Origin of the sequence: Allobosea sp. Root483D1, from assembly GCF_001429505.1 — a bacterium.
Taxonomy (GTDB): Bacteria; Pseudomonadota; Alphaproteobacteria; order Rhizobiales; family Beijerinckiaceae; genus Allobosea.
Genome location: NZ_LMJW01000023.1, coordinates 155,790 through 169,700 on the forward strand (window position 1 = coordinate 155,790; position 13,911 = coordinate 169,700).

At 61.8% G+C, this 13,911-nt stretch carries 17 protein-coding genes and 5 pseudogenes; 9 read left to right on the forward strand and 13 right to left on the reverse strand.

Annotation, left to right across the window (positions count from 1 at the left end; translation table 11 throughout):
• The first annotated feature begins 44 nt into the window (after nt 1-44).
• Nucleotides 45-1,016 (forward strand): GlxA family transcriptional regulator, encoded by a 972-nt coding sequence (locus ASE66_RS29780; protein WP_057193606.1) that lies wholly within the window; start codon nt 45-47, stop codon nt 1,014-1,016.
• A gap of 22 nt (nt 1,017-1,038) precedes the next feature.
• Nucleotides 1,039-1,575: an imm11 family protein gene (locus tag ASE66_RS29785; protein ID WP_244495116.1), complete on the forward strand. Its 537-nt coding sequence runs from the start codon at nt 1,039-1,041 to the stop codon at nt 1,573-1,575.
• A gap of 58 nt (nt 1,576-1,633) precedes the next feature.
• Here ASE66_RS29785 and ASE66_RS29790 read toward each other — a convergent pair whose 3' ends face one another.
• From ASE66_RS29790 to ASE66_RS29815, 6 genes and pseudogenes are all read right to left on the reverse strand, one after another.
• Nucleotides 1,634-1,966 (reverse strand): hypothetical protein, encoded by a 333-nt coding sequence (locus ASE66_RS29790; protein WP_057193608.1) that lies wholly within the window; start codon nt 1,964-1,966, stop codon nt 1,634-1,636.
• A 119-nt stretch (nt 1,967-2,085) separates the two neighbouring features.
• Entirely contained in the window at nt 2,086-2,646 is a 561-nt protein-coding gene (locus ASE66_RS29795; protein WP_057193609.1) for a dihydrofolate reductase family protein, read from the reverse strand.
• A 23-nt stretch (nt 2,647-2,669) separates the two neighbouring features.
• Nucleotides 2,670-3,155, reverse strand: coding sequence for a hypothetical protein (locus ASE66_RS29800; RefSeq protein ID WP_057193610.1), 486 nt, complete (start codon nt 3,153-3,155; stop codon nt 2,670-2,672).
• A 74-nt stretch (nt 3,156-3,229) separates the two neighbouring features.
• Nucleotides 3,230-3,622, reverse strand: coding sequence for a hypothetical protein (locus ASE66_RS29805; RefSeq protein ID WP_057193611.1), 393 nt, complete (start codon nt 3,620-3,622; stop codon nt 3,230-3,232).
• Between the two features lie 247 nt (nt 3,623-3,869).
• Nucleotides 3,870-4,082 (reverse strand): annotated as a pseudogene (locus tag ASE66_RS29810) (hypothetical protein); the annotation flags it as partial.
• 522 nt (nt 4,083-4,604) lie between these two features.
• Nucleotides 4,605-4,886 carry a hypothetical protein gene (locus tag ASE66_RS29815; protein ID WP_057193612.1) on the reverse strand — a complete coding sequence of 94 codons (282 nt, stop codon included), beginning with the start codon at nt 4,884-4,886 and terminating at the stop codon, nt 4,605-4,607.
• Between the two features lie 96 nt (nt 4,887-4,982).
• Between ASE66_RS29815 and ASE66_RS32320 the strand changes: the two are divergent.
• The 3 genes and pseudogenes from ASE66_RS32320 to ASE66_RS31730 all read left to right on the forward strand — a co-directional run.
• Nucleotides 4,983-5,175 (forward strand): annotated as a pseudogene (locus tag ASE66_RS32320) (DJ-1/PfpI family protein); the annotation flags it as partial.
• 100 nt (nt 5,176-5,275) lie between these two features.
• Complete coding sequence (locus tag ASE66_RS32575; RefSeq protein WP_057193613.1) at nt 5,276-5,524, forward strand: hypothetical protein; 249 nt, start codon at nt 5,276-5,278, stop codon at nt 5,522-5,524.
• Between the two features lie 372 nt (nt 5,525-5,896).
• Nucleotides 5,897-6,433, forward strand: coding sequence for a lipocalin family protein (locus ASE66_RS31730; protein ID WP_082613859.1), 537 nt, complete (start codon nt 5,897-5,899; stop codon nt 6,431-6,433).
• 184 nt (nt 6,434-6,617) lie between these two features.
• Here the strand turns inward: ASE66_RS31730 and ASE66_RS29830 are convergent.
• Together ASE66_RS29830 and ASE66_RS29835 are read right to left on the reverse strand one after the other, a co-directional pair.
• Nucleotides 6,618-7,353 (reverse strand): annotated as a pseudogene (locus tag ASE66_RS29830) (SOS response-associated peptidase); the annotation flags it as partial.
• Nucleotides 7,343-7,585: a hypothetical protein gene (locus ASE66_RS29835; protein WP_057193615.1), complete on the reverse strand. Its 243-nt coding sequence runs from the start codon at nt 7,583-7,585 to the stop codon at nt 7,343-7,345. The gene ASE66_RS29835 and the pseudogene ASE66_RS29830, both read right to left, overlap by 11 nt.
• A gap of 105 nt (nt 7,586-7,690) precedes the next feature.
• On the opposite strand from ASE66_RS29835, the gene ASE66_RS29840 reads away from it, so the two are divergent.
• From ASE66_RS29840 to ASE66_RS34085, 4 genes and pseudogenes are all read left to right on the forward strand, one after another.
• Complete coding sequence (locus ASE66_RS29840; protein ID WP_057193616.1) at nt 7,691-8,578, forward strand: SDR family oxidoreductase; 888 nt, start codon at nt 7,691-7,693, stop codon at nt 8,576-8,578.
• A 70-nt stretch (nt 8,579-8,648) separates the two neighbouring features.
• Nucleotides 8,649-8,972 carry a hypothetical protein gene (locus ASE66_RS29845; RefSeq protein ID WP_057193617.1) on the forward strand — a complete coding sequence of 108 codons (324 nt, stop codon included), beginning with the start codon at nt 8,649-8,651 and terminating at the stop codon, nt 8,970-8,972.
• Nucleotides 8,969-9,859: a sigma-70 family RNA polymerase sigma factor gene (locus ASE66_RS29850; protein ID WP_057193618.1), complete on the forward strand. Its 891-nt coding sequence runs from the start codon at nt 8,969-8,971 to the stop codon at nt 9,857-9,859. Before ASE66_RS29845 ends, ASE66_RS29850 begins: the two co-directional genes overlap by 4 nt.
• An 86-nt stretch (nt 9,860-9,945) precedes the next feature.
• Nucleotides 9,946-10,037: pseudogene (locus tag ASE66_RS34085) on the forward strand (ATP-binding cassette domain-containing protein); the annotation flags it as partial.
• A 157-nt stretch (nt 10,038-10,194) separates the two neighbouring features.
• Here ASE66_RS34085 and ASE66_RS33850 read toward each other — a convergent pair.
• The 5 genes and pseudogenes from ASE66_RS33850 to ASE66_RS34090 form a co-directional block, all read right to left on the reverse strand.
• Entirely contained in the window at nt 10,195-10,386 is a 192-nt protein-coding gene (locus ASE66_RS33850) for a DUF1236 domain-containing protein (protein ID WP_320409796.1), read from the reverse strand.
• A 92-nt stretch (nt 10,387-10,478) separates the two neighbouring features.
• Complete coding sequence (locus tag ASE66_RS33855) at nt 10,479-10,610, reverse strand: hypothetical protein (protein ID WP_320409797.1); 132 nt, start codon at nt 10,608-10,610, stop codon at nt 10,479-10,481.
• A gap of 871 nt (nt 10,611-11,481) precedes the next feature.
• On the reverse strand, nt 11,482-11,715 hold the full coding sequence (locus ASE66_RS29860; RefSeq protein WP_057193619.1) for a hypothetical protein: 234 nt from the start codon (nt 11,713-11,715) through the stop codon (nt 11,482-11,484).
• A 61-nt stretch (nt 11,716-11,776) separates the two neighbouring features.
• Nucleotides 11,777-12,592 (reverse strand): oxidoreductase, encoded by an 816-nt coding sequence (locus ASE66_RS29865; protein ID WP_057193620.1) that lies wholly within the window; start codon nt 12,590-12,592, stop codon nt 11,777-11,779.
• Nucleotides 12,593-12,629: 37 nt separating this feature from the next.
• Nucleotides 12,630-13,910 (reverse strand): annotated as a pseudogene (locus tag ASE66_RS34090) (beta-ketoacyl-[acyl-carrier-protein] synthase II).
• Between the last annotated feature and the right edge of the window lies 1 nt (nt 13,911).

Consider the following 13,911-nt stretch of genomic DNA (forward strand, 5'->3'; position numbering starts at 1 on the left):
GGCATTCTCTGGCGGTAATGACATAAACATGGCATTTTCTGCCAATGCATCATGTCGTCTTCGTCGTTTATCCCGGCTTCGAGCTTCTCGACATGTCCGGGCCGGCTTCTGTCTTCACCAGCGCCAACCGCAGCCTGGGGCTGAGCGAGAGGCCGCCATTCTACGCCATCGATCTCGTATCGGTCGCAGGTGGATCGGTGACGAGCAGCAGCGGGGTCGTCGTCGAGACGCAAGGCCTCGAGGACCACACTCAAAAGGCGGTCGGTACACTCCTGGTCGTCGGCGCCGAGCGCCAGAACCTGCTGCCGATCCTTGCGGATTCCGCCTGGGCAGCATGGCTTCCGAGGCTGGCGGGCCAGGCGCAGCGGTTCGGCTCCGTCTGTTCCGGCGCGATCATCCTGGCCAGGCTTGGGCTGCTCGACGGGCATCGTGTCGCCACCCATTGGGATGCCTGCACGCCGCTTGCTGCCGCCTTTGCGTCCGTCACCGTCGATTCCGACTCGCTTTACGTGGTCGACGGACGGCTCTGGACCTCGGCCGGGGTGACCACCGGCATCGACATGGCGCTCGCTATGGTCGCGCAGGATCTGTCGGCCGACATTGCCGGCGAGGTCGCCAAACGGCTCGTGCTCTATGCACGGCGCCCCGGCTACCAATCCCAGTTCAGCCCGCTGCTTCAGGCGCAGGTGAAGGCTGACAGCCCTTTCGCCGAGCTGATCGCCTGGATCCTGGCAAACCTCGCCGCCCCCCTGGAGGTCACGGTCTTGGCGGATCGCGCCGGCCTCAGCGAGCGGACGTTCCATCGCCGGTTCGTCGCGGCCACCGGAGAAACGCCGGCACGCTTCGTCGAGACGGCGCGCCTCGATGCCGCACGCATGTTGCTGTGCCGCGGGCTATCGCTGAAGTCGGTTGCGGCCGAGGTCGGCCTGTCCCCGGCGGCACGCTTTTCCGAAGCCTTCGAGCGCCGCTTCGGCATCGCGCCGCGACTGTTCCGGGAGATGCACACGGCGTTTTGACCGAGAGGACGAAGCAATGCCAATGACGATTTACAAGTTCGCCGTTCTCGAAGATCAGGAATGGATTTTCCCCGTCGACGACGCGGATTTCGAAACCTTCTTTGCGATGAATGGACGTGTCATCCAGGATTGGGCTCCGCCTGTCATGAGAATGGTGGAGGCGAAGGAAGAGGCGGGGGAACCGAGCTACTCCGATTTCCCCTGGTTGGGCGAGCACGCGCCGATCCTGAAAAAGCCCGCCGTGGATGCTCTGACGCCGGTGCTGAACCAACACGGACAGCTTCTGCCGCTGAAGGGCGAAAACGTCTGGCTGTTCAACGTCACCACCGTCCTCGAAGCCCTCGACAGGGAGAAATCTGGCATCGTCTATTTCGATGATGGCGACATCCTCGATATCGAGCGGCATGTATTCAAAAGGGACGTCATCGGAACCGCTGAGATCTTCAAGCTGCCGCGGCGGGCCTCAGCCGTCTATGTCACCGGTAGTTTCGTTGAGCAGGTCCGCGGCTCCGGCCTTCGCGGCGTCTCGTTCGCTCCTGTGTGGACATCCGAAGAATGAGTGATCGCCGCGATCGGGAGACGCCGCGAAACCCGGCATCAGCGTCCCGCTGGTGCGATCAGGGCGTCTTTTTCAACGGCCAGACTTCGACGACGCCGTGCGCAACCGCGCATGGCACGAGTGAAACCTTCTTGGTGGTGTCGGCGAGGTCGGTGGCTTCGATGATGGCGAAGCCCGCGATCGGCAGGGACGACGACATGAAGGGACCGTTGAGAGTTTCCATGCCGCGCGCTTCTGGATTGCGGACTTGGACCGGAGTACCGGCGATCCCCATCACGGCGCCTTCGGACCGCAGTTTTGCGTCTTGGACATGCGCGGCGTCTCTGACCGGCTGGGACGTGCGGTCGTAGCCGGCCCGATCGCCGTATCCGATCGTGACGAACTTGGGCATGGCATCCTCTCCTTTTAGTGGCTGCGGCAGCGGCGATAACGGCGGCATGAGCGGCCTGCAGACGGTCCGATCCGGTCGGGGTAAACGACCATCAGGTCGTCATCGCGGACTCCGCGCCATCACGCATAATGTGGCCCGCCATCGGGCCGGTAGTCGAGCACGAGGACCTCGCCATCGAGGATCCGGTGATCCCCCAGTTTGAATTTCTGGTCCGGCATCCCCTTGAAGAACGGCTCGACGCCGGACTGCGGCAGGATCAGCGGGCAATAGATCAGGTGCAGTCGGTCTAGCAGGTTCGCCGCGAGAAGCTGACGGACGATGGACAGGCTTCCCATCGTTCGGATTTCAGCGCCACGGCCGGCGCGCTCTGCGCGGATCGTATCGAGAAATCCGGAACCCAGCACGGTCAGCCCCGGCCAGCCCGCGCTGCCGAGCGTGGAGGAGACGACCCAACCAGGATTTTCGGTCATCTTGCGATAATCGTCATCCTGGTAGGCCTCGGGGACGCCGCTCAAGGCATCGAGGGTCTTGCGGCCGATCAGGGTGCGATGCGGCTGTGCGCTCTTCTGCGCCAGCCATTCCATGTATTCCGGCCCGGTATAGCCGTAATAGGCCGGCGATTTCTCGCCGCGTGCCGCGCCATCGATCGACAACATGATCTCGGAGACGATTTCGGTCATCGCTTTCTCCTCGTGCAATGCGCCTACCGAGCCGGCAGCTCGATCCAAAGGTCCTTGGCGAATCCTCGCGGGTCGAGTTGCCGCGTGATGCCCGTCACCTCTGCCTTCCCGTCGCGACACCGATAGGCGTGGATGCTGTCGTGACCGATCGCATAGGCCGGAACGCTCCCCGCTTCGGAATTGTCCCGGCAGAACATGCCGGCGCCGGTATTTTCGCGCTTCGCGTTCATTTTGGTGCAGGGCAGGTTCGCGCCCACGAAGCAGACCATGACCTTGCCGTTCATGCAGCGGTACTGGGCCTGCGTTTGCCAGGACTCTCCATCTGGCCCATTTTTGGCGTTGCGAAACAGCTTCCTGAATGCAGAGGCCGTGCGCGCGCGAAGCGCGGGATCGTAGTCCCGAATGCCGTCGTCATTGCCCAAGCGGACACAGACGGCGGTAAGGTCGGCTTCGGGCGCTGCGCGGACCTGATCGTCGAAATCCGGCAGCGGCAAAGCCGCGGCGGCCACGCCAAGCGCCCCAGATTATCCCGATGGCAAAACGCGGCGTCATCTCCTCCTCCTGTTGCAGAGGGTGGCTCCGATCAGCATCGGCGGAAACGCTGCGGTTTCGCCGCGATCCAGGAGAAGCCCTCCAGCGTGAGGTCAATCTCTTTGGCGGCATGCCGTCGCAGAACGACTTTGCCTGGCGTGACGGGGCTACCGCCCTTGTAGCACTGCGCGTCGAACCTCAGGCTCCTTCCCGAGCGGATCGCCTTGTCCAACTCGCAACCGACCTCATGGAATCCGAGATCAGCCGCGGTGATCGTCAGCACTTCGACCTCGCCGCTGACCGGCTCGCAGCGTCCAGGATGGCTCGACCATTTGCCCTCCAGCTCCGTGGGCACCTCAGCCACGGCTGAGGCGTGGCAGCCTAGCAACCCGAGAAGGCTGAAGAGGGCGAACTGTCGCAGTCGGCAGCGATCGCGATGTTGCATGTGCTCTTGCCTCTCCGCGTTGGTCAGGCGCCGAAGGCGTCATGTAACAACGACGAATAAGCTCCGCTGGATCCGACATCGGCACGCAGAAAAACGCCACTTGCCGGCTCTAGGTCTCGTTCATCCCAGACTACTGACGAGAGCGGTCGGCAGGTATGACAAAGACATGGACATTTCTGCCATTGTGCCGCGTCACTGCGGTATCTCGGATCAGCGGACCCCGCCGAAGAAGGCGTGATTTCACACGCTACTCACGATCAGCCGAGCTCTGATCGTCGATCAGAATGCGATGGATTTCGATACGCTCTGGCAATTCGATCAGCAGCTCGGCGTCACGATCGAGGTGATGCACCTTTGTCGGCTCGCCCTTGGTGAACGCGGTCATCGACTCGATGTCCGGCCAATAGGAGATCGTGGTGAACCAGGTCTCGTCCTCGCGGTCTTCGCGAAAGAGCTGGACGCGAATTGGTCTCGCCATTCTCCTGACGCGTTCCTGACGAATAGGCTCAGTTGGCCACCCGCGGCCCCGTAGCAAATTGAATCGTTGACGAGAGCAAAGACTTCCGCCTTCCCGTCACCGTTCAAATCAACGATATCAACTTGAGGCTTTACGAGGTTTCCACATTCGTTGACTAGTGCGCCGGCCCGTCGATGTAACCCAACTAGGCGATGAACCTCGTCAGTACCAACTGTTTGCTTAGCTTCTGTTGTGGCCGAGTGGATTGAAGAGATCAGCAGAAGCAATGCCCTAACCTGCGTTTCAAGCTCGCCAACGCTTCGCACCTTTCGCTGCCTCAGAAGCTCTTTGCGTTAGAGCCGGGGCCGACATATACGCTCATCAATGTCAGCCCCGCGATTGGCCTGACAGCCGTTAGCCGAAGATCCTGCCCCTCAGACGCTGGTTGGCGACCGAAACCTGCATCGTTGGACCTTGTAGGCCATGAACTGCTCTGCGGCGGGGGTCCCAAGGGCCATTTCGACGTCACGGAATGTCTCGTGGAGGCGATCGAGTTCGCGCTTCACGAACCAAGCCGGTGACGCTTTGCTGAGCCAGCACGAGCGCGAGCGAGGCGCCGAATGCCATGAAGACCGTCACCCAAGCGACGAACGTTCGATCAGACTCGCGCAGCTTGCCATTGAAGCTCGCGAGCCAGGCGAAGAACTGATTGTCCCAGGCGATCTGGTACGCGATTGTCGCGCCCCACCCAAAGAGCGTGATGGCTGCCAGCACCGTAAGAAGCGTGAGCACCTGGCCGAATGTCATAGCCCCTCTCCGTGTCGGATCTCGGCGGATTCTGACTTGCCGCAGCGTAATAGGCAACCGCGCGGAAAGGGTACACCGTTCACTAGGAGAGTTCACATGAGCGCCCTTTCAGGCAAGAGCATCCTCATTCTCGCAACCAACGGCTTCGAGCAATCCGAACTCGAGGTGACACAGGCCAAGTTGAAGGAGGCTGGCGCCACCGTGCATGTCGCCTCGCCAGAGAGCGGCGAGATAAAGGCTGGACAAGAAAGACTGGGGTCGCGCGGTAAACGTGGACATGGCACGCGACGCTCCGCAGCCAATCGCTGCTGCCATGCTCGAAGGGCTTTCTTTCGGGAAATTCAGTCCCATCTCTTCAGCAGCACCGGCATTGAAGGATCTGAACGCGCATGACGTGCGATTGCGAACGGCTGGCTGAAGCACTCTATCGAGAGATCGAAAAGCAGCTTCCGGAGCGCTTTTGCGACCGCGCCCTCGACAATCGAGACCTCCATTCGGTCTTGATCGATGGCCAGTTGGATCTCGTGAAAATCGCGGCCTCACTGGCGACTCGGTTTTGCGTCCTGGCGGACGATCTGGAAACGGTCGTTGCTGAAGCGCCGCGCCATGCGGTTCGCCACCAATTCGAAAGAGCCTAGCTGTTCCGACGTTTGCCTGACGTTCTTGGCGCGCCTGGCTCGGCCTTCGATATTCAGACGATGCAGATGTTAGCCTATCACGCCCGCGATAAGCGCGGGCAACGGGAGCCGAGCGGCCAGAGTCAAAGGCACAACCATCCGCTCGTGAATATTACCACGCTCAGCATCACCTGCAATCCAAGAGCCGGCTAGGCCTGCAAGACTTGCTCTGATCATCTGTCCTCTCTTTCCAACACACTCCGAAAGCCGCATTGGCGGCGCACTATCTGAACGCCGGAGAGGCACTCCAGGATTCGCGCGAAATCGGTCCGATCAATCAGGAACCTGACGAGTTGGGGCGCGTTGGTCGGCGTGCCAACCGAAAGGGTCGAAATGCTCTCGTTCTCGCGCGTCATCGTCTTTGGTTCGGTTCTGCTGCTGGCGGCCTGCAATTCGAGCCAGCCAAGCGGAAACGCGAGCGTTCCAGAGCCTGCAAAGCAGGTTGAGCTGAGCCGGTACAAAGGGCGATGGTACGAACAGGCGCGCTACGAGGCGAGTTTCCAAAGAAACTGCGAAGCAGTCACAGCGGACTATTCGGTCAGACCCGACGGCACTGTCGCGGTGGTGAATTCGTGCCGAGAGGGGTCGGCTGCCGGCCCTTTGCGCACGGCCGAAGCGACAGCCCGGGTCGTTGAGGGATCACAAGGCACGAAGCTGAAGGTTAGCTTTTTCGGACCATTCGAAGGGGATTATTGGGTTCTCGATCGAGCGCGTGATTATTCATGGTCGATCGTTGGTGAGCCTTCGGGGCGTTACCTTTGGATTCTGGCCCGATCATCCCGCCTCAGCGAGCGTGACTATGCCCGTCTTGTCGCTCGGGCTCAGTCGCTGGGATACAGGACGGATATGCTGCGACGCACGGCGCAGTAGAGGGGGCTCGGGTCAGCTACCCGTTGCGCCAGACGGCACTGTCACACTGGCGCTTGCGAGAATGGCGCGGCGATTTCGAGCCTGATGGCGTCTCAGAGCACGCCCAAGATCCGAAGCCCCATCGCCAGTGACACGATCCAAACCGCCGCAATGATCGGCGCGGTTCCGCAGAGTGCTCGCCGCNGAGAATCTGCCGGATCATCCTTCTTCACGCCACGAGCGACGATCGCCAATGAGCCATCCGGCAAGGGGCGCTGGAGGTCCTTTGCCTCGGACCACGCGGCCGACATCCAGACCTCGCACTCTTCGCGTGTAGTCAGGATCACTGGCATCGCCTTCGGGTGGATCGCCTCGACTTCCTCGTTCGGCTTGGTGGTGAGGAACGCGAATAGGTCGATCGTCTCTTCGCCATCCTTGATCGTTCGCGCGCTGGTCCATTGCGGTGTCCAGATGCCGGCGAACATGTTGGTGGGCCGATCGTCCCCCAACGCGAACCAGATATCCTGCTTGGTCGCATGGTCGAACTCGCTAAAGCTAGTGAACGGCACCAGACATCGGCTCTCGACACCGAGCCAGCGCCGCCAATGCGGGCTGCTGGTGTTCCGGACGTTCGTCACGCCGCGGTCGGGTTCTGATCGGCGCAGATCGTCGATGTCGAAGGGCTTGCCCTTCGCCGCGAGCTTTCCGGCGCGGATGGCAGTCGCCTCATCCAGCTTGTCCCGCGGGCTCGGCATGCCCCAGCGCACCATCGCAAGCTCGGGTTCACCTCCGTTGGCGACATTGCGCACGATCGGCGCCGGCCGGTTCGGATTGATGTTGGACAATAGCAGCGGCAGGTTCGTTGGGATCGTCCGGAACTTGTCGAACAGGCGGAGGATCGCATCGGCCGGCTTGGTGTGGCTGTAGAGATTACACATCATCGCCCTCGCCGACGCGCCGGCGGCGGCTGGGCGCCTTCGGCTCGCCAGGGAGCATGTCGCCCTTGCCGCCTTCGATCAACTGCCATTCGAGCAGCGCTGGTGGCAGGTCGGGCGGCCGACGCGGCCGATGTCTGGCATGTATGCGCCACACTTCCGTCCGTACTTCTGCGGGCTTGCGCATCTCGTTGTGCGGATACCAGGGGCAATGGGAAATGAAGACGCGCAGGTGCATGTTGGCCGGGGCAACCGGAGAAGGATTTTTGGGAATCCTTTTCGCGTTTCCCATCGTCTTACGGGCAGTAGACCGGAACGCCGGTCAAAGCCTGCGGGAGACAACATGCAATTGATAACTGGCGCGGCCGGCATGAATGGCCGTGCAACGGTCGCGGAATTCGTTGATGCGCATTCCCAGGTGAGAGCGTTGGTTCGAAGCATTTCAAGCGCCGCCCGCTCGGGTCTCGATCAGATGCAGGGCGTCGAGGTCGTAGAAGGCGACATGACGGCGCCCGGCGGCAGCGAGAAAGCGCTCGCGGGAGTCGAGCGTGTCTTGATGATTTCCTCTGCCGCGCCCGATATGGTAGAGACTCAGTGTCGCTTTATCGACGCCTGCCGCGCCTCTGGCGTGAGGCACCTCATCAAGTTCTCAGGTGCCGAATCCGGGATCGGATTCGACCCAGCCAAATTTCGCTTCACTCGCATGCACGAAGAAATCGAGGGCTACCTCGAGGCGTCGGGCCTCGCCTGGACGCATATCCGGCCCTCGCAGTTCATGCAGGTGTATCTTCGCGAGATACCGGACATCGTGAAGCTTGGAGCGATCCGTCTCCCCTTGGCTGGAATCAGCCTATCCCCGGTCCATGTGCGAGATATCGCCAAGGTCGCCTATCGGCTTCTGCGGTTTGGCGGGCACGAGGGCGAGAAGCTCGAGATGACAGGGCCAGAGGCCTTGACCATGGCCGAAATTGCCGAGCGGATTTCCCGGGCGATCGGACGGAAGATCGTCTACCAACCAATCATGGCTTCGGAGCGCCGGAGCGCTCTGCTGGCGAGCGGCGTCCCTGCTGGTTTTGCCGATGCGCTCGACGAGCAGGTTGCGGAGCGGCTGAAACGACCCAATTCCAAAATCGACCTTTCCACTCACGAGGCATTCGGAGTGCGACCGACCACGTTCGGAGAGTTCGCGACCGAACATGCCGCGATTCTGAGCGGCAAACCTGCATCGTAATGAGGGAGCGCCGCTTGTCTCTCATGTCTCAAAGCCAGGGCGCGGCCCGGGACGATTGGAAAACAAGGCTATGAAGCATTTGATCGTCAGTTACGCGATAAAGCCCGATCTCGTCGAGGAAAACGCGCGTCTTATCCGGGCAGTGTTCGACGAGCTCAATGCCCAAAGTCCGAAAGGCCTGCGCTATGCCGCGTTGCGCGATGATAACGGTCGCTTCGTGCATATCGTAGAGCAGGCCGATGGAGCCCCCGGGCTTGAAGAGCATGCGTCGTTCAGGGCCTTCCAGAAGAGCTTCGGTGACCGTTGCTCGGCACGGCCTGAGGTTCGCGAGCTGGCAATCATCGGGGCATACGCGATGATGCAGGACGCCGCTGAGTATCCGGCTGCTGGATGAGTCGCGTGCCGCCGGAAGCAGACGAAAGAGAGAACTTCGACGCCTTCATCGTGAAGATGCGCCCGAAGCTCCATCGTTATTGCTCGCGCATGGTCGGCTCGGTCGTGGACGGAGAGGACGTCGTCCAAGAGACTCTTCTTAAGGCTGTTGGCGCTCACGAGACAATTGCGATCAGCAATGTCGAAGGCTGGCTGTTTCGGGTCGCACACCATGCCGCCATTGACTTCCTCCGGCGTAGAAGGCGCCAGAAAGAAGTCTCCTCCGATGACGATATCGATGGGATCGTCGATGAGACGATGTCGGCTGATAGACGGCATGTCACCGCAGCGAACCTAAGAACCTTGATGCATCTGCCAGCCGCGCAGCGAGGCTGCATAATCCTCATGGATGTGCTCGGCTACAGCCTCCATGAAGTAGGAAACGTCACGGGGCTAAGCGTTCCCGGCGTGAAGGCGGCACTGCATCGCGGCCGAGCAAAGATCCGAGATATCGCCAGCCGACCGGACGAAGCGCCGGCTCCACGGCTCAAGCAAGAGGATCTCAAACGCCTTTCAGCTTATGTCGAGCGCTTCAACTCGCACGACTTTGATGCCGTCCGCGCGATGCTTGCTGATGACGTCCGGCTGGAGCTCGTATCGCGGACTCGCATGGTGGGGCGAGAGGAAGTCTCGCGGTATTTTCACAATTATGAGCGAGCGCACGACTGGCGATTGGCCCCTGGTCTCGTCGATGGACACTTGGCAGCCCTCGTCCTTAATACAGCCGCTCCTCTGGCGCGCCCCAAGTATTTCGTTATTATAGATTGGCGCAGAGACAGCATTTATCGAATTCTGGACTTTAGGCACGCAAGCTACGTTGCGGAATCAGCGGACCTAATAATCTTGTGATGGTGGTCGATATGCGAACTTGTCTAGCCCATCGATTGACATCTGGTCGCGCCAAACTGTCAGAAGGTTGCATTCGATTTGTGTTCGCGTCTTGGTGTGGCGAAGGCCGCGCACCCTCCCGCTGGTGGGTTCGTCCGGCGTCGGCAAATCGACGCTTGTGAACGCGCTTGCCGGCACCATCGGGGGCGCATGAAGCCACCGGTCACCCTTACGGATGACCGGGCTTGTTCATCTGTTTTCGGCTTAGGCCACGCGTCACGCGGAAGTCGCGAGGGAACTCGACAAGAGCCCGCTGGATCGCAACGTCAGCCGGTGCGCCAAAGCCGGTCCGCTGGTCAGTCGATGACCTGCACGATGCGGCCCGTGGCGGGATCAACCAGCACGGCGCGGTCGTTGACGACGGTGTAACGATACTCTGTGGCACCGTACTCGCGCGGCACCTCATAGTAGGTCACGCCCTGGCGCGGCAGCGTGGCCCCGACGACGACAGGCTGAGCGTAGGTATAGGACGGCCGGCGCTGTTCCACGACATAGGTCCTGAAGCGCGGGGTGTTGTCGCCGATGATGGCTCCGACGACCGCGCCACCTACGCCACCGACAACGGCCCCGACTGGACCACCTACGATGGCGCCTCCGACGGCTCCTGTAGCCAGGCCACTGGCGGCCCCGCCCTGAGCGCCTGCGGATTCTGCGCGACCGCCATCACGGGAATGGCAGCGAGAGCCGCGGCAAGAACGATCTGCTTGATCATGACGATATTCTCCGCCTGCCGATCACTGAGACAATCCCGCGGCCCAACAGGTGCGGTACAAACATTGTGGGTTTAAAAGAGTTCCAGAATTTAAATATTTCTGGAGAATAGATCGCCATTCATGCACGGTTCATTATTAAAACCAATTGCACGGCAGTAATCGGATGAATGGGAGCTAACATTCGCGTTCACATAGCGTTGTGCTGCACCGGCGCCTCGTCAAGATTCACCAAAAGAGGAATGACGATGCGCAATCTCATGTTCGCTGCAGCTATGGCATTCGGGGCGATCGCGGCGGGGCCGGCCTCGGCAGCACCGGTCTCTTCGAATGCGGCTCTAGCTTCGCCCCCCGACATCCAGGCCGTGCAGTACTATCGTGGGGACCGCGCGTGGCGGTCGGGTCGCCGCCATTGGGACCGCCCGGCCCGAGGCTACGGTCGCCGTTTCCATGGCCCCCCGCCGCACGCCCGCGCCTATGGCCGGCGCAGCCATGACCGGGGCTACTATCGCTATTGATCAATGGCATCGGTTCGCCCGGAAGCGCACCCGCGCATCTGGGCGAACGCTTTTCAGCAGCGAATGCCTTCGCTGCCGAGATGAGCTCGGAGGGCCGCGCTGGGTGGTAAAGTTTAGAAGGCAAGACCAGGCTGCGGCTTCGGGCCCTCAAAACGTCATCCGAAGCCTCCGGTAGCATTCCGCCCCGCCAATTGTTTCGTATACCGGCAGGTCGCGGATCGAGGTTGGATCCCCGCAGCCTCTCCCTGAACCGTTTCGAGCGTCCGGTTTCTGGCAGGACGCCAATGTCAGGTTGTGGCGCATTTTGCCTGGACGAGGGATGGCCAAGTTCGGCCCGTTGCTGAACTCACTGCTTTTAGGCGCCGCTGCCACCCGCTGACAGATGTATTCGACCGGTCTCACAGCCCGGATTCTCCATTGGTTGCGTGCTGGTTTGCCCATTGAGCGCGACGATCTCGCGCTCGACCTCCTGCAGTCGGGCTTCGATGATGTCCCCGGTGTCGCCCTCAAGAAACACGAGATTGCGGGCGGCGCTCGTGAACATCGACCTGATTTTCGCGGCGAAGCGCTTTAACAATCCTTGCGCCATGTAAGTCCTCGGCGTGTTCTAAATTGGCTGAGAGCTGGAATTGGGCGTTGTCGAGTCCACATCAGACCGGCAATCCGTTCTGCTTTCGGAGACTGGCGTCGAACGCGGAGGCGGGCACGAACCCGCGCAGCAAGCTCACCTTCCGCGCCATCTTTCCCGCTGCGTAACGCCGCTTGGGCGCTGAGGCGGTGGCGGCCTCGAGAATGGTCCGAGCAACCACCTCTGGGGCATCGCCCGCTTCGATAGCTGTCCGCATGATCGTAGCCATGCCGTCGCGCGCCGCGGTGTAGACGTCCAGGGTGCGATCCGCCCTAACCTGGTTCTCTTCGAACGACGAGCGGGTGTAGGCCGGCTCAACGAGCACGACACGGATGCCAAGGGTGCGCAGCTCGTGGTCGAGCGATTCCGAATAGCCCTCTATGGCGTGCTTGGTGGCAGCATAGAGCGCGGAGTAAGGCGCAGGGATCAGCCCCAGAACCGAGCTGAGATTGATGATCCGCCCCTGCTTTTGAATGCGCATCACCGGCAGCACGGCATTGGTCACGCGCAGAACGCCGAAGACGTTCACGTCGAACAGCGCCTTTGCCTGCTCGATCGATGACTCCTCGGCAGCGCCGAGCAGGCCGATCCCAGCATTGTTGACCAGCAGGTCGATACGCCGGGCCTGACGAACCACCTCGTTGATCAGCTTTGCCACGGACTCATCGTCGGTTACGTCGCAGGCGAGCATGGTAATACCCTCGACACCTTCCGACGCCGCCCGACGGCTGGTCCCGAATACGCGGTACCCTGCTCCCTGCAACGCTTTGGCTGTTACGCGGCCGATGCCGGACGAGGCACCGGTTACGAGCGCCACGGGTAAATTGTGGTTGGTCATGAGAAACGTCTCTTTCTTGTTGGTTGATTGGCAGGCGTCAGGCGAAGGGCCCGGCCGGTTGACCCGCCCAGCGCCGGAACAGCACGCTGGCGCTGACGCCGCCGAAGCCGAAACCGTTGGCAATCGCGTAGTCCGTCGCCACCGGCCGGGCCGCGTGTCTGACGAAGTCGATGCCCTCGCCGCCAGGATCGGGCGTATCGAGATTGAGCGTCGGCGGAGCCAGCTGATGCTGGAGAGGATGGCGAAGATCGCGCCGAGGCCGCCGGCGGCGCCAAGCAGGTGTCCAGTGGCCGACTTTGTCGCGCTGACGGCAATTTCGCCGTCTGAGCCGAACAATGCCTTGACCTCGGCGAGCCCACCGAGATCGCCGACCGGGGTCGAGGTGGCGTGGGCGTTGAGATGGCCGATCTCGCGCGGAGCAATCCCCGCCGGGGCATCGCGATCTCCATGGCCCGGCGGGCCCCATTGCCGTCCTCGGACCGGATGTGATGTGGTGCGCGTCAGAGGTCGTACCGTAGCCCACGAGCTCAGCGAGCGGCGTGGCGCCGCGCGCCAGAGCATGTTCCAGTTCCTCGATCACCAGCATGCCGGCTCCCTCGCCCATGACGAAGCCGTCGCGGGCTGTGTCGAACGGGCGCGAGGCCTCGGCAGGCCTGTCGTTGAAGCCGGTCGACAAAGAGCGTGCAGCGGCAAAGCCGCCGAGGCTGACAATGTTCATGCAGGCTTCCGTGCCGCCGCACACGGCGACGTCGGCTTCTCCTGCGCGGATCAGACGAGCCGCATCCCCGATCGCCTGGATCCCGGCCGCGCAAGCCGTTACGGGCGCACCGAGAGGACCCTTGAATTCGTGGCGGATGGAGATGTGCCCCGCCGCGAGGTTCACCAGGAAGGATGGGATCGTGAACGGCGACATCCGGCGCACTCCGGGTATCGACGGTCCGCACCGCTTCAGTTATCGCCGGGAATCCGCCGATGCCCGACGCTATGATCGTTGCCGTGCGCAAGCGCCCGGATTCCTCGTCGGGCTTCCAGTTGGCCTGCGCAAGCGCCTCGTCTGCCGCCGCCAGCGCAAGATGATGAACCGGTCGATCTTCCGCTGGTCTTTCGGCGGCAGCACGGCGTCGGGATCGAAGCCTGCCTCGGGATCCTCCTGCCTTGAAGGCACGACGCCTCCAACCTTGGCCGAGAGATCGCCGACCATCTCGTCAGGGAGCCTGCGGATTCCCGACCGACCCTCCAGCAGGCGCGCCCAGCTTGGCGCGACACCGGCCGCCGGCGGGGTCACCGCACCCAGCCCTGTGGCAACAATCCGTCTCATA

Excerpts from the sequence above, each read along its gene's own strand:
- ASE66_RS29780 (WP_057193606.1), top strand. The coding sequence starts at position 45 with ATGCATCATGTCGTCTTCGTCGTTTATCCCGGCTTCGAGCTTCTCGAC.
- ASE66_RS29785 (WP_244495116.1), top strand. The coding sequence starts at position 1,039 with ATGACGATTTACAAGTTCGCCGTTCTCGAAGATCAGGAATGGATTTTC.
- ASE66_RS29790 (WP_057193608.1), bottom strand. The coding sequence starts at position 1,966 with ATGCCCAAGTTCGTCACGATCGGATACGGCGATCGGGCCGGCTACGAC.
- ASE66_RS29795 (WP_057193609.1), bottom strand. The coding sequence starts at position 2,646 with ATGACCGAAATCGTCTCCGAGATCATGTTGTCGATCGATGGCGCGGCA.
- ASE66_RS29805 (WP_057193611.1), bottom strand. The coding sequence starts at position 3,622 with ATGCAACATCGCGATCGCTGCCGACTGCGACAGTTCGCCCTCTTCAGC.
- ASE66_RS29815 (WP_057193612.1), bottom strand. The coding sequence starts at position 4,886 with ATGACATTCGGCCAGGTGCTCACGCTTCTTACGGTGCTGGCAGCCATC.
- ASE66_RS32575 (WP_057193613.1), top strand. The coding sequence starts at position 5,276 with ATGACGTGCGATTGCGAACGGCTGGCTGAAGCACTCTATCGAGAGATC.
- ASE66_RS31730 (WP_082613859.1), top strand. The coding sequence starts at position 5,897 with ATGCTCTCGTTCTCGCGCGTCATCGTCTTTGGTTCGGTTCTGCTGCTG.
- ASE66_RS29835 (WP_057193615.1), bottom strand. The coding sequence starts at position 7,585 with ATGCACCTGCGCGTCTTCATTTCCCATTGCCCCTGGTATCCGCACAAC.
- ASE66_RS29840 (WP_057193616.1), top strand. The coding sequence starts at position 7,691 with ATGCAATTGATAACTGGCGCGGCCGGCATGAATGGCCGTGCAACGGTC.
- ASE66_RS29845 (WP_057193617.1), top strand. The coding sequence starts at position 8,649 with ATGAAGCATTTGATCGTCAGTTACGCGATAAAGCCCGATCTCGTCGAG.
- ASE66_RS29850 (WP_057193618.1), top strand. The coding sequence starts at position 8,969 with ATGAGTCGCGTGCCGCCGGAAGCAGACGAAAGAGAGAACTTCGACGCC.
- ASE66_RS33855 (WP_320409797.1), bottom strand. The coding sequence starts at position 10,610 with ATGATCAAGCAGATCGTTCTTGCCGCGGCTCTCGCTGCCATTCCCGTG.
- ASE66_RS29860 (WP_057193619.1), bottom strand. The coding sequence starts at position 11,715 with ATGGCGCAAGGATTGTTAAAGCGCTTCGCCGCGAAAATCAGGTCGATG.
- ASE66_RS29865 (WP_057193620.1), bottom strand. The coding sequence starts at position 12,592 with ATGACCAACCACAATTTACCCGTGGCGCTCGTAACCGGTGCCTCGTCC.